Consider the following 18,949-nt stretch of genomic DNA (forward strand, 5'->3'; position numbering starts at 1 on the left):
GATTTATCCGCCCGCAGCCTTCGCGCAATGACAACGAATGAAGCAATGCTGGCGCTTGCTGTCATCGGGGCGAACCTCACTGCTGGACGGCGCTGATTGGGGCCACAGCAACGAAATTGCGCGCTGTTCACGGGGTCGATCTGCCCGACCGGGTAGCCCATCAAGCCGGCCCCTAAGGTTGGTTATTTGGACTTTATAACACCATCTAGAATTCAGGAAAACGCAATGAGCCTCTCTCGTTCCCAGCTAGATTCGATGTTCCGCTTAGAACTTCGTGGCGAAATAGCGGGGCACTACAAACTGGGACCCGTGGAATCGTCGTATGTGAGAATGCGCGACGGCGTCAGGCTGGCGTTGGATGTCGTGCGTCCAATGGGTGACAGCACCGAAACCAAGCGCAATACCATTTTAGTAATGACACGCTATTGGCGCGGGAAGAAGGGCAGCTTGTCTAATTGCTACGCTGAAATGTTCGTCCAGCACGGTTACGCCGTGGTTGTTGGAGATGTTCGGGGCACGGGTGCGTCTTTCGGGGTATGGCCCGGCTACCGCTCTCGCTCTGAGATCTTGGACAACAGCGAAGTGCTCGACTGGATAGTCGCGCAGCCATGGTCTACTGGCCAGGTGGTTGGCTATGGCGTGTCATACACTGCCAACTCCGCAGACTGGATGGCTGAGCAAAACCACCCCGCAGTGAAGGGGATCGTGCCGCGCTTCGCCGATTATAGTGTTTATGAAGATCTTTCCTTTCCCGGCGGAGTTCCTAACCAAGTGATGGATCTTTGGGACAGTGGCGTAAAAAGCCTCGACCGCAATGAGTCGATCCGGGATGATGGAAGCCCGTCTCAACTGGGCGTACGACCCGTGGGACCCGGAGGGGAGGCTGACCTTGTCGCCGCCCTACGCGACCATGAGCGGGCGCCCACTGATTGGGTGAAAGCTCATGAGCTCACTTTCAAAGACGAACGTCCGACATTATGGGACGGAGCAACCATACTTGACTGGACGCCAGAGATGGCGGCGGAGCGGATATCTAAGTCCGGCATTCCTACCCAGAATTGGGCGAGCTGGTTTGATTCTGGCTCCGCGCAAGGGGCCGTGCGCCGCTTCTTGTTGCAATCAAATCCGATGAACGTGATAATCGGTCCCTGGAACCACGGTGGAGCGATACCTTATGATCCGCTTCGGCCCGCCGATGAGGAAATCCTACCAACGTTTGCGACCCAGCAGGCCAATGATATCCGGTTCGCTGAAGCTTGTTTCAACGGCGAAGCCGCGCGCGTGGGAGGTAAGGTAGTTCACTACTACACGGTGGGCGAGGGTGCTTGGAAATCGACCACGTCCTGGCCGCCCGAAGCCAGGCGCAGACGGTGGTACATGTCCAGTGGTTCGCGGCTGGACTCATCGCCCGACGCCGCAGGTTTTGACTTCCTGCAGGTCGACCGAGATCTTGGCGACGTTCTAACAAACCGGTGGGACACCAACGGCGGCAGTGGGGGTAAAGTAGATTATGGAGATCGGCGTCAGTTCGACGAGGCTCGGCTTACCTATACCAGCGAACCATTGGCAAATGACCTCGAAATCACCGGGCATCCATTTGTTGAGCTCAATATCAGCTCTACGCGCGAAGATGGCAATTTCTTTGTTTACCTTGAGGCCGTGCAACCAGATGGGGTATCCCGGTATCTGACGGAAGGGCAGCTGCGGGTCCTGCACCGGAAGGTGTGGACCAACTCTCCGTTCGACGTTCTTGGTCCACAGCACAGCTTTCTTGAACGCGACGCCGAGCCTCTTACGCCGGGCGAAATTGCCACCTTGACGTTCACGTTGCACCCGATTTCCGCCCGCCTTTCGGTAGGTTATCGCTTGAGGGTAGTCCTCGCCGGAAGTGACAAGACTTCGTTCGCCAATGTGCCCGCGGACGGCGAGCCGCCATTGCTGAAGTTTTATCGCGGTCCCGGGGGCTGCTTCATCGACCTTCCGATCGTCGAGAAGTAATGCCAGTTGAGGTGCCTGCGATGGCGAACGAATATATCGTTCGGTAATCGGCATTGTTGTGGCGCGCTTTGGACGCCATCGTGGGGGAACTCTGTGCGGGGCTACTGTTCTCGCAATTGCCAACCAGCACCTTGCGGGCACGTCAATGGCAGCGTCAAGGCGACTGATCCGCCTTTCAGGCATGGGCCATCTCAAAACGCGATGGGACCGTCCCCGACTTTATATTGGCGGGTCCGGCGACAAGTGGCCCATAATCGATGCAACGCATGTCAGCATACCCCTTCATTAGTGTAATTGGAACATTCGAGCGAACGAAGTGCAGATCAAAGACGTCCTACTCGCATCTGGCAACGGCGCGTTCTTTTATGACGATCAGTCTGCCATTAGGTCCGGAGCGATCCAGGACGGCTTTATTTATCTTGGCGAACCGGTGACGCCTGGATTTACGTCCATTCGCGTTCCGGCGTCGTCGCTCAGCGTCGGACTTGTACTAGCGGACGACAGCGTCGTTTGGGGTGACATGATGGGCGTGCAGTACTCTGGTGCTGGCGGGCGGGATCCTTTGTTTGATTCTGTCCAAATTTCGGAATTGACGTCGCGGGTTGTGGTGCCGCGACTGTTGGATGTCGATGCGTCTCGTTACCTTGATGCCTGTGCGACGGTTTTAGAGGACTACGACCACAAGCAGTTACCTCTTGCGATCGAGTACGGCGTCAGCCAGGCGCTCCTACGCGCTGCGGCCCACCTTCACCGCACCACCATGGCGGAAATTCTGTGCAAAGAATTTGACCTAGCGCTGCCGACGTTCAGCGTTCCGATTTATTGTCAAAGTGGAGATGCGCGCGAAATCAACGTTGATAAGATGATTCTGAGGGCGGTGGACGTGCTCCCCCACGGTCTGATCAACTCGCGACAAAAATTCGGGACTGGCGGTCAGACCTTCATGGAGTTCGTGAGGTGGGTCGCGAGGCGTACGCGCGAGATTGGCCGCCCCGGGTATCATCCCGTGCTGCATTTCGATGTTTATGGCTGGATCGGCCAAGAAATTGGCATGGAGCCACAAGAGATTGCTGACTTTATCTGCAGGGTTGCCGAGAGTGTTCCGGCTTTCATTCTCAATGTCGAGTCCCCGGCGGATTTTGGTTCGACCCAAGCTCAAATCGAGAACTACGCCAAGATCGTATCGATCTTGGACAGTCGGGGCTCCAGCGCCCGTATAGTTGTGGATGAACGATGCAATACGCTAGAGGATATTCGGCTCTTTGCCGAAGCGAAGGCCACGCACCTCGTTCAAATCAAGACGCCAGACGTGGGCTCAATTGCCGATACAGCGCGAGCAGTTCTGCTGTGTAAGGCGAACAAAGTAGGGGCGTATGTCGGGGGAAGTTGTACCGAGACGGATCTCTCGGCCCAGGCTACAGTCCACGTTTCGCTAGCGACCCAGGCCGACATGATGCTCGCAAAGCCCGGCATGGGTGTAGACGAGGCATTCTCCATTGTTGGGAACGAACAAAATCGGCTTCTGGCGACGCTGAACCGTCGTCGGACTCAAAACGAGCTCGTAAGATGAAAAAAGCGGTGTCGCATGCAGAACTCTCTTGAGAGGATCACTGTCGTAGCCGTGGAGCAGGCCGTGGCTGCGCCTTATGCGTCCTCTCGTCTTGCGGATGCCGGCGCGCGTGTCATCAAGATCGAAAGGCCCGAAGGAGACTTTGCCCGAAACTACGACAAGTTGGTGCGTGGGCAGAGCGCTTACTTTGTTTGGCTCAACCGGGGCAAGGAGTCGGTCTGTCTCGACTTGAGGTTGGAGGAGGACCGGGCCGTGCTCGACATCCTTATTGCCGGCGCCGACGTCTTTATCCAGAACCTGAAGCCGGGAAGCATCGAAAAATTGGGATTCGGGTCTGCTGATCTGCGTCGACAATATCCGCGCCTGATCACTTGCGACATCTCTGGGTTCGGGGACAGAGGGCCATATTCCCACTTGAAGGCTTATGATCTTATCGTCCAGGCTGAAACTGGTCTATGCGCAATTACCGGCAACAATCAAGGTCCCGCCCGTGTTGGAGTCTCGGTCTGTGACATCTCGGCGGGCATGACAGCGCACAGTGCCATTCTTCAGGCACTCTATCACCGCGAGGTCACCGGCGAGGGGACCAGTATTCAGGTATCGCTGTTCGATGCCGTCGCCGACTGGATGAACGTGCCGGTTCTGCAAAACGACTATAGTGGGTACCGCACCGTACGCGCAGGCGTGAAGCACCCGTCGCTGGCGCCGTATGGCGCGTATCGTTGTGCCGATGGCAAAGATGTCGTCTTTTCGGTTCAGAACGACCGCGAATGGGTAAATTTTTGCGAGAAGTTCCTGAAGCAGCCGGAGCTTACATGTGCACCTGGTTTCGCCGATAACATGGAGCGCCTCGATCACCGTGTGCAACTTGATGACATTATTGAACGCCGGTTTTCCCAACTATCCTGTAACGAAGCAATGCAGGAACTTGAGGTGGCCGGCCTAGCATATGGCCGGCTGCGCGAAGTGGCGGATGTTTCAAAACATCCCCATGTTCGCAGAGTTGAGGTTGAGACACCCGATGGAACGATCGAGACGATCGCGCCGGCGGCGATTTTCAACTTGGAGCGGCCATCACTGCGTCCAGTTCCAGCCCTTGGCGCCCATACCCATGCTGTCCGCGAGGAGGTTCTGAGGCGTTTGCGCGGGACGGCCGCCTCGGCATGAGCGGGTATGTCCGCAAGAGGGGTGCGGTTTTTGTTCTAAAGAGCCTACGTGCCTCGGATCATCTTTCACTGGCACCGCCTGGCTATAATCGACCGCGAAGCCTCTTTATGATAAAGGACACCTTTGTGGCCGTTGACGGCGCAATGTCTTTACCACGCTGGAGATCCCTGCTCTTCGTACCCGCTCACGTTCCGCGCTTTGTGGAGAGGGCGCATGAGCGGGGTGCAGATGGCGTCATTGTCGACCTGGAGGATTCTGTTCCCCAGGATAAAAAGAGAGAGGCGCGGCGGCAGCTTTGTGCGTCTGTGGCTAAGGTGGGCCGCAAGGGCGCGTCTGTTTTGGTCCGCGTGAATCGTAGTTTGCGCGCCTTGGCGGCAGATCTTGATGCAGCCGTCGTGGCAGGTGTTGATGCACTTGTTCTTTCAAAGACGGATTCGCCAGAGTGGGTGTCCGAAATTGCGGACGCGGTCTCAGAACTTGAACGAGAAAGAAATCTTCCGTTAGGACGTATCCGGTTTCTTGCCCAAATCGAGACCCCAGGTGCCTTGCAAAAGCTATCGGCCATTGCCTCGTCCCATCCCCGGATGGTCGCAATGGCCCTTGGCCCTGAAGACTTCAGTGCCGCTGTTGGCGGCGCGCCAGAACTTGATCTTCTCTTGACGCCAAACCTTTCTGTTCTTTTTGCCGCCCGTGCGGCCGGGTTGCTCCCGCTGGGCTTCATAGGAAGCATTGGCGCGTTCTCTGACACTCACAAACTTCGTGAGGCTGCGGAGCGTGCACGGCGGCTCGGCTTTGCTGGAGCTTTGGCGATCCATCCAAACCAGGTTGCCATCTTCAATGACGCTTTTTCGCCAAGCCCACAGGAACTCGAATGGGCCCGTCGTGTCCTCGCGGCGGAGAAAGATGCGACGGCGCAGGGCATAGGCGCATTTGCCCTGGACGGAAGGATGGTCGATCCACCTGTTATCCAAAGGGCCCGGGATATCATCGCCACGGATCCGGGCGCCGGGTTGGGCGTCTGAGGCCTCAGCGGTTGGTTACCAAACTGGAGCGACCCTACGCTAGGCGTTATGCAACTCGGCACAATTATTGCTGTCGCGCCATCGCATTTCGAGATAGATTACATCATTGCAGTCCGCCCTCGGAAGAGTACCCGTGGAAATCAGGCAGTTAAGATACTTCGTTGGCGTGGTCGAAGCAGGCAGTTTCACGAAGGCCGCTGGCTTTCTGAATGTCGCCCAGAGTGCGCTGAGCCTGCATGTGCGTCAACTGGAGGAAGGCTTCGGCACTCAGCTGCTGATACGCGACAGGACCGGTGTGAGCGTGACGGCGTCAGGAGCCAAACTGCTCGATCGCGCTCGGGCGATTCTTAAAGAAATTCGACTTACCGAGGTGGAATTGACCAACACAGCCGCTTCCCCTGCAGGGGAGGTGACTATTGGCATTCCGTCTGGAGCTGCTCGCGTCCTGAGCGGTCCGCTGCTTGAGACGGTAAGACACGAACTGCCCAAGGTGTCCCTCAAGATGGTCGAGGGTATGACGGGACCGCTAGAGGAATGGATGGCGGCTGGACGCTTCAATCTGGCGGTTCTGTACCGCACAGCAGACAGTGTGGGGCGAATGACTGTGCTAGCGCGCGAAGATCTTTGTCTGGTGGTTCCGTCCGGCGAGCCACCGTTTGAAGATGCGATAGCTCTGGCCGACCTGCATGCATTCCCCCTGGCGGTTCCCATGCGCAACAACAATGTCAGGCGTTCGGTGGCTGATGTCGTCGCGCAACACGGTTGCGCGCTGGACGTCAGGTTTGAAGTGGACTCCCTCTCAACGATCATCAACATGGTCGTAGAGGGAAAAGCGCATTCTATTCTCGCCCCGTCTGCGGTTCAGAAAGAAGCCTCCCAAGGGCTGGTCCGGACGGTCAAGATAGTCGATCCGGTGATTACCCGCTCCGTGGTGCTCGCTGTAAATCCCAAAGATGAGCGTTCTGCGGCCGTTTCTGCGGTCCGCAAGCTCATTCCGAAGGTCGCCAGAGAATTGATTGAGAGCCGGGGCTGGGTAGCATCGGCTCCTGACGCGACCTGAGAACCATCGATCTGTAAACAACGGCATGACTTCCTTGCTGTCGAAACAGATCGATCTGGATTCCAGATGGATTTAGGCACTAATCGATATTTGACCCGCTGCGACCATCGCGATGAAACTGGCTCAAGCGAGCTCAGCGGCTTCGAAAATTGAAACGGCGCTCGCATGGCCAGAATCACAAGTGGAGCCCGCGATGTCCCACGCCAGGAGCTACGAGCTCTTCATTAATGGCAAATGGCGAGCCGGTGGTAGCCGAGCCACTTTGCCGGTGATCAACCCGGCGACGGAGAAGGTATTTGCCTCAGTGGCCTCGGCTACGGTTTCAGACTTGGATGAAGCTCTTACTTCGGCAGAACGCAGCCGCAAGGCGTGGTCCTCACGACCCGCCAAAGAGCGTGGCGAGATCCTCGTCTCTGCCGCCAGCATTCTGGCTGAGAAAGCTGGCGCGGCAGCCAGGGACCTGTCGTCCGAACAGGGAAAGACGATTGCCGAAGCAACAGGAGAGTACGCGCGCGCAGTCGAAACGCTGGAATGGAATGGCCGGCATGCCGATGAGTTGTCGACCCCGATTCCGTTGGGTCCGAACAGGATGATCGTCCCGGAGGCCCTCGGTGTCGTCGCTGCCTTTACGCCGTGGAACTATCCAGCCGTTCTCATCGCCCGCAAGCTCGCCCCCGCGCTGGCGGCAGGCTGCCCGGTGATCCTCAAAGGGGCCGAAGAGACGCCAAGCGTGGCTGTCCATATCGTGGAATCTTTGCGTCAAGCAGGGATACCGGAAGGCGTGGTCAACCTGGTGTTCGGTGTTCCTGTGCATATATCACGGCATCTGCTCAGTTCGCCAATTGTCAAAGTCTTGACGTTCACGGGGTCGACCGCTGTTGGGAAACAGCTGGCCACACTGGCCGCGAATAATCTGCAGCGCTGCATCCTTGAGCTCGGTGGACATTCCCCGGTTATTGTGTGCGAAGATGCCGACCTGGCAACGGCGATACCGGCTATTTCGGAATACAAATTCGAGTGCGCGGGCCAGAGTTGCAATGCGCCCAGCAGGATTCTTGTCGCCCGATCCCGCTATGAGGAATTCCTGTTCCGGATGACGCAGGCGGTCCGAAAAATCAGGATCGGTCCACCGGATGACCCTGCAACGCAGATGGGTCCCATGGCAAACGCGCGGCGAATCGAGGCCATGCAACGCCTGACCAAAGATGCGGTAGAGGGCGGCGCCCAAATCGAGACCGGTGGCACCCCCCTTGACCGACCGGGGTTTTACTGGCCGCCAACCATCCTGACTGGCGTACCGAAGGAAGCGAGAGTGCTTCATGAAGAGCCGTTCGGACCAATTCTCACCGTGGCTCCTTTCGATACGATCGAAGAGGCGATCGATGAAGCCAACGCCACGGAGTACGGTCTGGCCGCCTACTTGTTTACTGGCGCGGCCGATACGCAACAGAGGCTTGTGGGCGGTCTTTCTGCGGGCGCTGTTAGTGTGAATTACCTGAAAGGGGTTTCCGCTGATGCCCCTTATGGAGGAGTCAAGCAAAGCGGCTATGGATATGAAGGCGGCGAGCAGGGGGTGCGAAGCTTCCAGATTCTGAAAATGGTCAATGGCCTCGGTTCAATTGGATAAAATCCGGTGGGAAACAGAACACGGACCATGGCCGGTAGCGACATCACAAGGAGCGTCGCCGACGCCCTTCAGTACATCTCGTACTATCATCCTCCAGATTATATCCGGTCTCTTTCTCACGCATACACGCGAGAACAGAGCCCGTCGGCGAAGAATGCCATAGGTCAGATTCTGCTGAACTCCCGCATGGCGGCCTTTGGGCGGCGCCCGATTTGTCAGGACACCGGACTTGTGGTTGTCTTCGCAAAGGTCGGCATGGATGCCCGCATTAAGTCAACGGCCAGTTTCGCTGATCTTGTGAATGAGGGCGTACGTCAAGCCTATCTCGATCCGGACAATCCCCTTCGGGCATCGATCGTTGCGGATCCCCTCGCTAGACGGGTCAACACCCGAGACAACACGCCGGCAGTTGTCCATGTCGACCTGGTGCAAGGTAACCAGATTGAGATCACCATCGCCGCGAAAGGCGGCGGGTCGGAGAACAAGGCACGTTTTACCACCCTCAATCCCACCGCCTCCGTTGCCGACTGGGTGGTCAATACCGTTTCGACCCTTGGCAGCGGGTGGTGTCCACCTGGACTGATCTCTGTCGGCATCGGTGGTAGCGCTGAAAAGGCGATGCTGCTGGCCAAGGAGGCCATGAACGAGCCCATCGATATGGCGGAACTGATCGCAAGGGGGGCGTCAAGCGCAGAGGAGGGGCTGCGGATTGAGCTTTATGAGCGGATCAACGCGCTTGGTATCGGCGCCCAAGGCCTTGGTGGTCTGACGACAGTCGTTGACGTCAAGGTTGCGACCTATCCTACTCATGCAGCGTCCAAGCCTGTGGCGCTCATCCCGCAATGCGCCGCCAACCGGCACCTGAAGTTTACTTTGGACGGCTCTGGACCCATCAGCCTCCAGCCGCCCGATTTGCGCGAATGGCCCGACATCGGAGCCGACGAATTGAACCCAGCCGGCGTCCGGCGGGTCAATTTAGATACGCTGACGAAGGAAGAGACGGCATCGTGGCGCTGCGGTGAAACGCTCCTGCTGTCTGGAAAGATGCTGACGGGCCGTGACGCTGCCCACAAACGAATGGTCGAACTGATCGATGCCGGCAAGCCGCTTCCAGTCGATCTGCGGGGACGCGTGATCTACTACGTCGGTCCCGTCCGGGCAGCGAGAAATGAGATCGTTGGACCCGCCGGTCCAACAACCTCCAGCCGCTTGGACGATTTTACGGACAAGGTGCTCGCCGAAACCGGCCTTTTCGCGATGGTGGGCAAAGCGGAGAGGGGACCGGCGGCCATCGCCTCGATTGTAAGACACAAAACGCCATACCTTGCTGCAGTGGGTGGCGCTGCGTACCTGATCTCAAAATCGATTAAGGCGGCGCGGATCGTTGCCTTTGAAGACCTGGGCATGGAAGCCATCTATGAATTCGATGTGCAGGACATGCCTGTTATCATGGCCGTCGATGTTGAGGGAAACTCCATTCACAATTCCGGGCCTCTTGAGTGGCGTAAGCGTATGGCGGCCGACAGCATCGCACGCAACATCGGCGTTTGAGTCTTTCCGTTGGGCGATTTCGGCCAGACTCCCGCGCCAAATTGTCGGGCAAGCCGTAAGACGAGCGGCATTTGCGGTGCCATGCGCCTCGGCGGGCCGGACGAGCAAGGCCTTCAATTCACTCCAATAGCTGAATGTGCCAGTGAATACTGCATTGAATATGCCGTACACGCGATCGAGGCTCGAATGACGTCGCGGCGTCTATCAAGTACGGCAGCGGAGTTCAGTAAATGGGTTATCTATTTATCAGGAGGTCTCCGCCGCGGCCGGCTATCCTCTCCAGCTGCATCATTGCCCCGTTAGGCGTCGGGGCGATAGCCAAACTACTTCTGCAGCTTTTCTCAGCTGATCGCTCTCCCTCAGCTGATTTTCGTACCCATTCTGGCACATCTCGGGCCTGGAACGGATGCCTTCCACTGCTACATTCGCTCGTTTCAATTGATGATAGAATTGATCGGCACACAACGCGATGTCGATCGCTGCTTGAGAGCATAGGTTATGAAGTCGAAACCCGATCCCGTGCAACTCGACAGTTGGGACGTCCGGATTCTCTCCGAAGTTCAGGCAGACGGTCGGATTTCAAAAAGTGAGCTTGCAAAACGAGTTCATCTTTCGGCGTCCGCCTGTTCGGAGCGGCTCCGAGCACTCAAGGCCGCAGGGATTATTGAGGGATTTTATGCGCGACTGAGTCCTGCCCTCATCGGCGGCATGATCTTTGTGATGGTGGAGGTCGTGCTGGATCGTCATCGTCTTGAGGACCAACGACTCTTCGAAACTGCAATCCAAGAGATTCCGGAAATCCTGGACTGCTGGGCAATTGGGGGGCGCGTGGATTATCTGATGCGGGTCGCATCTCGTTCTATGGCCGCCTATCAGGATTTCATGGAGGGACTGCTGCAGGCAGGCTTGGGGATTGATCAATACTATAGCCTTGTCGTCACGAAACCAGTGAAGTCCAATTCACCGATACCTTTGTCCGCCCTGAGGCAACGGTGAAACCGAAAGTTTAAGTTTCAACGGTGTTTGGCACGGATCCCGTAGATTCGTCGGCAAAAGGCGCCCATTCCGACGAAACTCAAGGGACATTTGCGGTATAGTAATTGCTGGAAAAACGTGGCCGAGCGCTATGATGGCGAGGAAGGACGATGCGCTTGAGCAATCTGGAACCGATCATTCCAGGAGACGGATCGAAGCAGCCATCGGACGCACTTGGCCAGCACGGTTACGGCGAGAAGCCAAACCGGATCGTGCCTGGTTGAGGAGGCGTCCATATCTAAGATGCGAAGTGCCGAAAAATGCCTCTACCGCTACTTCAAGGGGGGAACTTTCGCCCTGGATTGGCGATCAGTGGCGATTGAGCTTAGTCGCGGTCAGCGCATCCGTGTAGGGGGCGAATCTACAGCGAGGGTTTGGCAAGCCGACGGGTAGCGGGAGTGCAAGCTGGCCCGCTCGGCCTTGGCGACCAACCCGGCCCTCGACGCCTGCGGACATTCGGAGATCGCTCCATCGCGTTTTTACGTCCTAAGTTCGTTGCTGATCGAGATTAGGAGATCGTCTGTCCTGTTTGACATTGCTGGTCTCCGCAGCCTTCTAAGCGAAGAGCATGGCTGTGCCGGGGTCGCGTAGGTGGGTGACAAGGCCGGTCACTCCTGCCACCCGACGTGGTCTTTGAGAAGGTGGAGGTTGCGCTACCGGCTGGAGAGCATGGTGCCAGTTTTCACAAGACAAGGGTCGCTTAATCGAATGGGCGTCAAGTTCATAGATTGCGAACAGATCATGGGGGGATTTGAATAGTGCTACTGACCGAGGCAGAGCTGAAAAGAGTTGCGAATGCCAGTCGAGGGCATAGAGCCGCATCGATCGTTCTAAAGGAAGAGACGGCCGCAGCTACAGCCAGATCGTCATTCGACGTTTTTCTGTCACATTCTTTCAAGGACGCAGAGATCGTTCTCGGTGTGAAGCGAATTTTCGAGGAGCTTGGGTTCACTGCTTACGTAGATTGGGTCGAAGATTCACAACTGGACCGCACAAAAGTCTCCTCGGCCACCGCCGAGTTGCTGCGGACCCGTATGAGGCAGTCAAAGACGCTAATCTATGTGCATTCAAACAATTCTCCAGGATGCAGATGGATGCCTTGGGAGCTTGGCTTTTTCGATGGGTTTCGGACCGCGGTAGCGGTTCTGCCCGTGGCAAAAAATTCTTCGGAAACATTCTCCGGGCAAGAATTTTTGGGCCTATACCCTTACATTGATGGGACAGGACCTGCATTCCTGTTTATGAACAGAGGGACCGCGCCTCGCCCAAGAATAGGCTCTGTAAGCTCGACTGCTAACCTCACGTTCGCCAAATCCTGGCTTAAAGAATTTACCGCCACAAAATAGACTGGTGTGCTTCAAAAATGAAATATCCTGGACTCTATAATAGCGCCGACGTGGCATCCAACGAGCAGCAGGCGACGTTTCTGCGCCTGATCCGGGCAGAGTACGTTCTTCTTTTTTTAGCGTCGGTGCTCTCTTTGGACTTGTCGCCATCAAAAGCCTATTTCGGTGTCTATGCTGCGGTATTTCTTTGCTCAATGGGAGTCCTCATTTTCCGGTCGGTCACAAAGCCCGAGCAGGTCTGGTATCAGGCTCGAGCTCTGGCAGAGTCGGTGAAGACATTGACTTGGCGCTTCGCGATGCGAGCACAGCCGTTCGATGACGCGCGCGCCGCTGACGCCAGAGCTGATTTTCGAAAGCTCATAGAAGGTATCCTTGATAGCAATCGTCACCTTGGTAGCGCGTTGAGCGGCACCGATTCAGCATCCCCCCAAACAACCGACCAGATGATGTCGATAAGGGACTCCCCGCTAAAAGAAAGAAAAGACCTGTATCTGCAGAGACGAATCTGCGACCAACGGAAGTGGTACGAGAAGAAGGCGCGCTCGAACAAGAGGTCCGCGAAAGTCTGGATGGGCCTCGGTATTTTTGCATACGCTCTGGGATTCTCGTTCATCGTAGTACGCATCGCTGACCCCGCGATGCCAGGCTGGCCGACCGAGCCGCTAATTGTCATCGCCGCCTCGCTTATCGGGTGGACCCAGATCAAGAAATTTAACGAATTGGCATCGGCTTACACGTTGACAGCTCACGAGATCGGCTTGACTGCCGACCTTATTACGGACGCCAACTCGGATGAGGCATTCTCCGCCGCGGTGAACGAAGCCGAACTGGCTTTCTCACGGGAGCACACCCAGTGGGTTGCTCGTCAAAACAACTAAGAGACAACAATGGCATACAGCGATCCGACCTATGTAATATTTGACGGCGATGAAGACGCTTGGGCATACCGCTTTATGAAAGGGTGGAACGCCAGCGAGAATGTGAGTTTTGAATTCGCGAACGCTCACGATCTGGACAATATGACGAGCCGAGCACAGGACGAAGATTATGTTAAACGCAATCTTCGCAACAGAATGAATGGATCGAGCCAGGTACTTGTCCTGATCGGTGAGAAGACGAAAAACCTTTTTCGCTTCGTGCGCTGGGAAATGGAATTGGCTCTTGATCTAGGTCTGCCGATAATCGCAGCAAACCTTAACGGCTCGCGGCAACAAGATGTGAGCTGTCCGCCTATCATCAGGGACAAATGTGTTGTGCACGTGCCGTTCAAGATGAAGGCCATCAAGCACGCGCTAGCCAATTGGCCGAGCGAATTTCATCGGCTTTCAAACGCTCAGCGTGGCGATGGCGCCAGGAGCTATGGCGAAAGCACCTATCGCGATCTCGGCTTATAATCGCCCACCTAAAAGCACTTAGCCGCCCAAACATCCTCGCCATCCGCTGGCGGCGACTAGCCTTAGCAACGTCCGCCAACGTGTTCCGAGCTTGCCGAGCGATGATAAGAAGAGACGTCCGATTTGCTGAGTTTGGCTGAAAGCTGCAGGTCATGTGCAACCTATTAGAGGAGCCCCGCTCGAAGCGTCGGATCGTCAGACAAGATCACGTCGCGCGAGGGCGCTGGTTTCGCGAGGAAAAGGAGCGGCTGTTCGACGTTTGAGGCTTGATCCAGCGTTTCGAGACTGCACGAGCGGCCAGCATTGATGGAGGCATGCTGCCGCCTTCTGCGAGCCGCAGCTCGGCTCGCCCTGCGCAGCAAACCACGAATTTGCGATCGCAAGAAAGGCAACACGCTGACGATAGAACTTGGCGGCGCTGGTCGGCTGCGAATCAAGATGTCGATGGCAAGGAGCTCTCGCCGCGCGTCTTTGCCGGGCCGAACCTTCTGGCTATGCTCCTTGGAGAAGTCTGCCGAGCACCAGCCGCCGCACCGCCAAAGCGATCAATATGCGCGAGGGCACGACCTCAGCCTCTCAGCGCTGGCCAACCAGGTTGGAGCCTGTGCCGCGGCACGGAACCCGCTGCCTGCTGATCGAGGCGAATGTGCTTTGCCCCTGATCACCTGCATTACCACCCTTGGGAAGGGCAAGACCGATCCGGACCGTCAGAATGTAAGGGATGACCGGCAGTTCGGCGGAACATGGCCGCCGGCGCTCTATCGTGCCTCGCGCGGCCGGCGGGAACAGCGTCCCGAGCGCTATTCATCCGTCAATATCGCCCGCTAATCGGGCACTATGCTGGGCGCATGCGCGTCGTAAGCTGTTCGTGTTTGCAGGACGCGCCCCCGACCCTCGGCTAAGGCGAAGGTGACGCCTTAGTTTTCACGGCAATTCGGGCCGATCCCGCGAATTCCACGGCGAATAACCTGCATTCCCGAGAAACTCAAGGGACGTTTCCGGTATGCTATTTGCTAAACAGGTGGCTGGCCGAGTGCCCTCCGCCAATTTATCGCGAGGAGAGGGACATGCGCTTGAGCAATCTGGGAACCGAGCAACTCCGGGAGAAGGATAGAAGCTTCGTCTTCCATCCTTCTACGCATTTGGCCAAGCACAGCCGAGGCGAAACGCCAAATAGGATTATGGCCGGTGCGGAAGGCGTCTATATCTGGGACACCGAAGGCCGAAGAAGCCTCGACGGTTTCGGAGGACTCTACTGCGTCAACATGGGATATGGATGCACGGAGATCGCCGAGGCCATTGCCAGGCAAGCACACGAATTGCCGTTCGCACACGTCTATGCCAGCCAAGGTACGGAGCCGGTCGCCCTGTTGGCAGAGGCCGTGGTCGAGTATTTCGGTCAGAACATGCGAAGGGTCTATTTCGGCCTCTCCGGTTCCGATGCCAACGAAACCAACATCAAGCTGGTCTGGTACTATAATAACATTCTTGGCCGGCCCGAAAAGAAAAAGATCATCTCGCGAAATCGCGGCTATCACGGGTCTGGATTGGTCACGGGTAGCCTAACTGGCCTTCCCTTCTTTCACAATTTCTTCGACCTGCCTCTGGATTTGGTGCGCCATACAACCACGCCGCACTATTACCGCCAGGCGCGTGTCGAGGAGAGCGAGGAAGCGTTCTCCCGGCGCTGTGCCGATGAGCTTGAAGCCTTGATCCTGGCCGAAGGACCGGAAACGGTTGCAGCTTTTATCGGAGAGCCGGTACTTGGGACAGGAGGTATTGTGCCGCCCCCCAAAGGGTACTGGACGTCCATTCAAGCGGTGCTCGACAAATACGATATCCTTCTAATCGCGGATGAAGTGGTCTGCGGCTTCGCGCGAACCGGCGAGAAGTTCGGTTCCCACCTGTATAACATGCGTCCGGATTTCGTGACCATCGCAAAGGGTTTGAGTTCCGCCTACCTCCCCATCTCCGGGTCAATCATTGGCGACCGTGTCTGGTCGGTTTTGGAACAAGGAACTGAGAAGCACGGCGCACTCGGCCACGGCTGGACATATTCGGGGCACACGCTTTGTGCCGCAGCCGCGCTCGCCAATATTCGACTGCTTAAAGAAAAAAATATTTTGGAGCATGTCCGCGATGTTGGACCGTATTGGCAAGACCGGATGAAGGCCGAGCTGGCGGGACATCCCATCGTTGGTGAAGTTCGCGGAGTGGGTATCCTGTCGGCCGTAGAGATGATGCGGGACCCAAAACAAAGGATACCATTCGAACCCGACCTTCAGGTCGGGGTGCGCACTGCAGCTGCTCTGTTTGAGAATGGTGTCATCGGACGGGCCATGCCGCATGGCGACATCCTCGGTTATGCACCCCCCCTGATCATTACCCGAAAAGAGATCGACATCATTGTCGACGCGACGGTAAAGTCGGTCGATACCACCTATCGCGCGCTGAAGGCGGAGGGTGCCGTATGATTTTGCGATCGCGAAGGAGCGAGTCCGGAGGCAGGCATGTCCCTGCGCGCTACTGCGCCGAGCAGACCCAAAACTGTTGAATTCCAGATATCTGATCTTGAGCATGCTCCGGGCTATTTCAGTCACGATTTGTAACCGAATCAGTTCTGCCGCCGCTGTCCTGTTGCCCAACGACCAGGACCTCTGTGCGGCGCGCCCTGCGGGTGTACCTCCCCGCCGGCAGGGCGCCCTTTTTGACCCACGTAATCAGTATCATTATGGCCCGTGCGGAATCGAGGGTCTGGTAAAGGTCATCTGCACGTTCCGATGCAGATTGAGCTTAGACGTGCCCTTTACATCATTGCAGCGGGCCACGGTCGTCGGTTCCAAAGTGCGGCAATGCCGAAGGTTATCTTCCTTCACATCACAAAGAACAGAATAATAATTGCGGTGTATTTTATCACATCAGGTATATAAAAGGACGATACTTACACACCACCCCGTTCACAAGGAAAGGCATTTTAATATTGTTGAGACGATTTGCCTATCAAAGAAAAGAAAGCATCGCAACACTTCTTTGCGGATCACGGCGCCCCGGGTGGGGGATGAGCGGCTATCCGAATTGTTATGCTAATGCCGACCCAAATTCCTGCAAAAGCTGGGGTCAATGATGGCTTTTGGTCAGCGCAGGATGATTTCTCCTGATTTGGTCGGTGCAGGGGCGGTCATGACTTAATGCATGGCAGCATTCTGGAGCCCGGTCAGCCCAGCGACGCCCGCGAATTCAATCGCGTTTGTCGGACATACACGACGCAGCCGGAAGGCGTGCAGAAAGAGGAAGAATCGAGCGCGACGATGACGAGGGACATGCCACTTGTTTTCGAGACATTCCTTGAAAGACTGTCACAGAGTATGGATGAGGCAGATTTCCGGGATGCCATGGCTGAGGCGGCCGGACGACTTGACCTAATCTTCTTTGCCTACCTCTCCTTGCCAGCACGGCCTTCCGGCAAACCGAGGTTAATTTCGAACTATCCAACCCGCTGGACCAGACAGTATCTGGAAAATCAGTATGAGAAACTCGATCCTGTGGTCTTGCGTGCTCGAAATGGCGGCTGCCCGTTTCACTGGGGATCGAATTTGGGAGGCGATAAAATGTCGCCGGCTCAACAGCAGCTATTCGATGAGGCGGCTCAATTCAGCATCTGCTGCGGTTTGACGATCCCAATTGTCGATCTCCGCGGCCGCACCGCTGCGGTTACTTTTGCCGCCGATGAGCCTCGTCCAGTATTTCTTCGGGTCGCTGAGCGGTACGAACAAGCTCTTCAACTGATGGCGGCCTGCTTTCATCGTTGCGTTCGCCGCAAATTGCCGAGCGATCGAACAGTGGACGGGATTTCGCTGACATCCCGCGAATATGAGTGCCTGAGGTGGGCAGCGCGGGGTAATTCAGCCTGGGTGACCGGCCGCATCTTGGGTATCAAGCCACGCACGATCGCTTTTCATTTGGACAATGCCAAGAAGAAGCTAGGCGTGCGAACCCAAAATCAGGCTATAGCCCTTTTGGGGTCCGAAGGGTCCTCAATTCTCTGAGAAGCTTTTTGATCCCCTTGTGCTCGGGCCATTCGATCGCGCGCTTTGTATCGAGCGTTGACTGGATGCCGAGATCTTCTGTTCCGCCGGCTCGGGCGATGCAGCCGTATTCTTCCAGTCCGCGCCGGTGATCATAGTCTATGGGTGCTCGAGCGGGTGTTTCGTCGCTGACGAGCTAGTCGTGCGGTTATATAGTTTCCGAGGATGGCCCGCTTGCATACCTGCCTGCCGGTAATCTCTAACCCTTGACTTAGGGCGATGGCTATCGGTTATGCGGCTTGAAAGCGAAGAGGTGGACCCTTCGTCGAGCGCCGGTACGATATGGAGTGCTGCTCCGGGCTAATACCCATCCAGACAGAGCGGAACCTTCTATCACGTCAGACGCTCGGACAATTGCCAAAACCCGATTCCTGGGAACTGAATTGTGCTCGCCACCGGGTCCATTTTGCCGGCGCGTCTGTGGTGCAGGCCCCGATCAGCCTGACCAATGGCACAGGAACTGCCTGCTTCTATGACCGAGCACTGCGAATTTGTCAGCTGGCGAACAATTCCTTGTAGCCGCTCGTCACCATCCAGTTCGCACGGTCGAGATGACTACGAAGCGCCTTCCTGGCGCGCTCCGGTTCAAGTGCCGGATCAATGCCGAGGATCAGTTGGGCCATTTCCTCTTCGGGCGCCTCATCGGCTGAGGCGTCCAGGAGCCTCATATAGATGGTAAAGTGCACCCTGTCGTAGGCGGTAAGACGGTCAGACCAAGGGACTTCGTCGAGCAGTGTTGAGCTTTGAGTCCTATCTGTTCCCGTTGATCGATTCATGTCTGCCGCGAACCTCGCATGTTGATCGCTGGATCCAAGGCAGAATATCCCAAAATGGGATAATCCGAAACGGGGATTAGTCGCTGAGCCGGTCTCTACCTGACCGGTTCACCTAAATGCCCAAATCTCTTCGATCTCCCCGCCACCAGCGGTTTCTGGCCCAGTTGATCTCACTGCGCAATGTCAAAGGGCTGACGCAGGCGCAGGTGGCTGAGAAGCTTGGTCGTCCGCAATCTTTCGTGGCGAAATATGAGGGTGGCGAGCGGCGTCTCGATATCATTGAGTTTCTCGACGTAACTGCGGCCCTCGATGCTGATC

14 protein-coding genes and 1 pseudogene are annotated in these 18,949 nt (G+C 56.5%); 14 read left to right on the forward strand and 1 reads right to left on the reverse strand.

The annotated features are described in order from the left end of the window. The first annotated feature begins 225 nt into the window (after nt 1-225). From EN964_RS04695 to EN964_RS04750, 13 genes and pseudogenes are all read left to right on the forward strand, one after another. Nucleotides 226-1,998: a CocE/NonD family hydrolase gene (locus EN964_RS04695; RefSeq protein ID WP_127270362.1), complete on the forward strand. Its 1,773-nt coding sequence runs from the start codon at nt 226-228 to the stop codon at nt 1,996-1,998. Nucleotides 1,999-2,314: 316 nt separating this feature from the next. Next, on the forward strand, nt 2,315-3,568 hold the full coding sequence (locus tag EN964_RS04700; RefSeq protein WP_127270361.1) for a methylaspartate ammonia-lyase: 1,254 nt from the start codon (nt 2,315-2,317) through the stop codon (nt 3,566-3,568). Between the two features lie 15 nt (nt 3,569-3,583). Further along, nucleotides 3,584-4,735: a CaiB/BaiF CoA-transferase family protein gene (locus EN964_RS04705; protein ID WP_127266647.1), complete on the forward strand. Its 1,152-nt coding sequence runs from the start codon at nt 3,584-3,586 to the stop codon at nt 4,733-4,735. Between the two features lie 107 nt (nt 4,736-4,842). After that, a complete protein-coding gene (locus EN964_RS04710; protein ID WP_236383480.1) occupies nt 4,843-5,757 on the forward strand; it encodes a CoA ester lyase in 915 nt (304 codons plus the stop codon). A gap of 133 nt (nt 5,758-5,890) precedes the next feature. Further along, a complete protein-coding gene (locus EN964_RS04715) occupies nt 5,891-6,817 on the forward strand; it encodes a LysR family transcriptional regulator (protein WP_127266646.1) in 927 nt (308 codons plus the stop codon). A 193-nt stretch (nt 6,818-7,010) separates the two neighbouring features. Further along, nucleotides 7,011-8,444, forward strand: a complete 1,434-nt coding sequence (locus EN964_RS04720; RefSeq protein WP_127266645.1) for an NAD-dependent succinate-semialdehyde dehydrogenase — start codon at nt 7,011-7,013, stop codon at nt 8,442-8,444. A 27-nt stretch (nt 8,445-8,471) separates the two neighbouring features. Further along, nucleotides 8,472-9,995 (forward strand): fumarate hydratase, encoded by a 1,524-nt coding sequence (locus EN964_RS04725; protein ID WP_127266644.1) that lies wholly within the window; start codon nt 8,472-8,474, stop codon nt 9,993-9,995. 498 nt (nt 9,996-10,493) lie between these two features. After that, entirely contained in the window at nt 10,494-10,991 is a 498-nt protein-coding gene (locus EN964_RS04730) for an Lrp/AsnC family transcriptional regulator (protein ID WP_127266643.1), read from the forward strand. A 1,402-nt stretch (nt 10,992-12,393) separates the two neighbouring features. Continuing rightward, nucleotides 12,394-13,254: a DUF4231 domain-containing protein gene (locus EN964_RS04735; RefSeq protein ID WP_127266642.1), complete on the forward strand. Its 861-nt coding sequence runs from the start codon at nt 12,394-12,396 to the stop codon at nt 13,252-13,254. Nucleotides 13,255-13,263: 9 nt separating this feature from the next. Next, nucleotides 13,264-13,770, forward strand: coding sequence for a TIR domain-containing protein (locus EN964_RS04740; protein WP_063169304.1), 507 nt, complete (start codon nt 13,264-13,266; stop codon nt 13,768-13,770). A 455-nt stretch (nt 13,771-14,225) separates the two neighbouring features. Further along, nucleotides 14,226-14,647: pseudogene (locus EN964_RS38375) on the forward strand (transposase); the annotation flags it as partial. 190 nt (nt 14,648-14,837) lie between these two features. Then, a complete protein-coding gene (locus EN964_RS04745; RefSeq protein WP_063169303.1) occupies nt 14,838-16,244 on the forward strand; it encodes an aminotransferase in 1,407 nt (468 codons plus the stop codon). 834 nt (nt 16,245-17,078) lie between these two features. Further along, nucleotides 17,079-17,816: a LuxR family transcriptional regulator gene (locus EN964_RS04750; protein WP_127266649.1), complete on the forward strand. Its 738-nt coding sequence runs from the start codon at nt 17,079-17,081 to the stop codon at nt 17,814-17,816. Nucleotides 17,817-18,349: 533 nt separating this feature from the next. Here EN964_RS04750 and EN964_RS04755 read toward each other — a convergent pair. After that, on the reverse strand, nt 18,350-18,631 hold the full coding sequence (locus tag EN964_RS04755) for a DNA -binding domain-containing protein (RefSeq protein WP_127266641.1): 282 nt from the start codon (nt 18,629-18,631) through the stop codon (nt 18,350-18,352). Nucleotides 18,632-18,747: 116 nt separating this feature from the next. Here EN964_RS04755 and EN964_RS04760 point away from each other — a divergent pair. Continuing rightward, on the forward strand, nt 18,748-18,949 hold a 202-nt coding region (locus tag EN964_RS04760; protein ID WP_164775734.1), incomplete at its 3' end, for a helix-turn-helix domain-containing protein.

Source organism: Mesorhizobium sp. M7A.F.Ca.CA.001.10.2.1 (assembly GCF_003998575.1).
Taxonomy (GTDB): Bacteria; Pseudomonadota; Alphaproteobacteria; order Rhizobiales; family Rhizobiaceae; genus Mesorhizobium.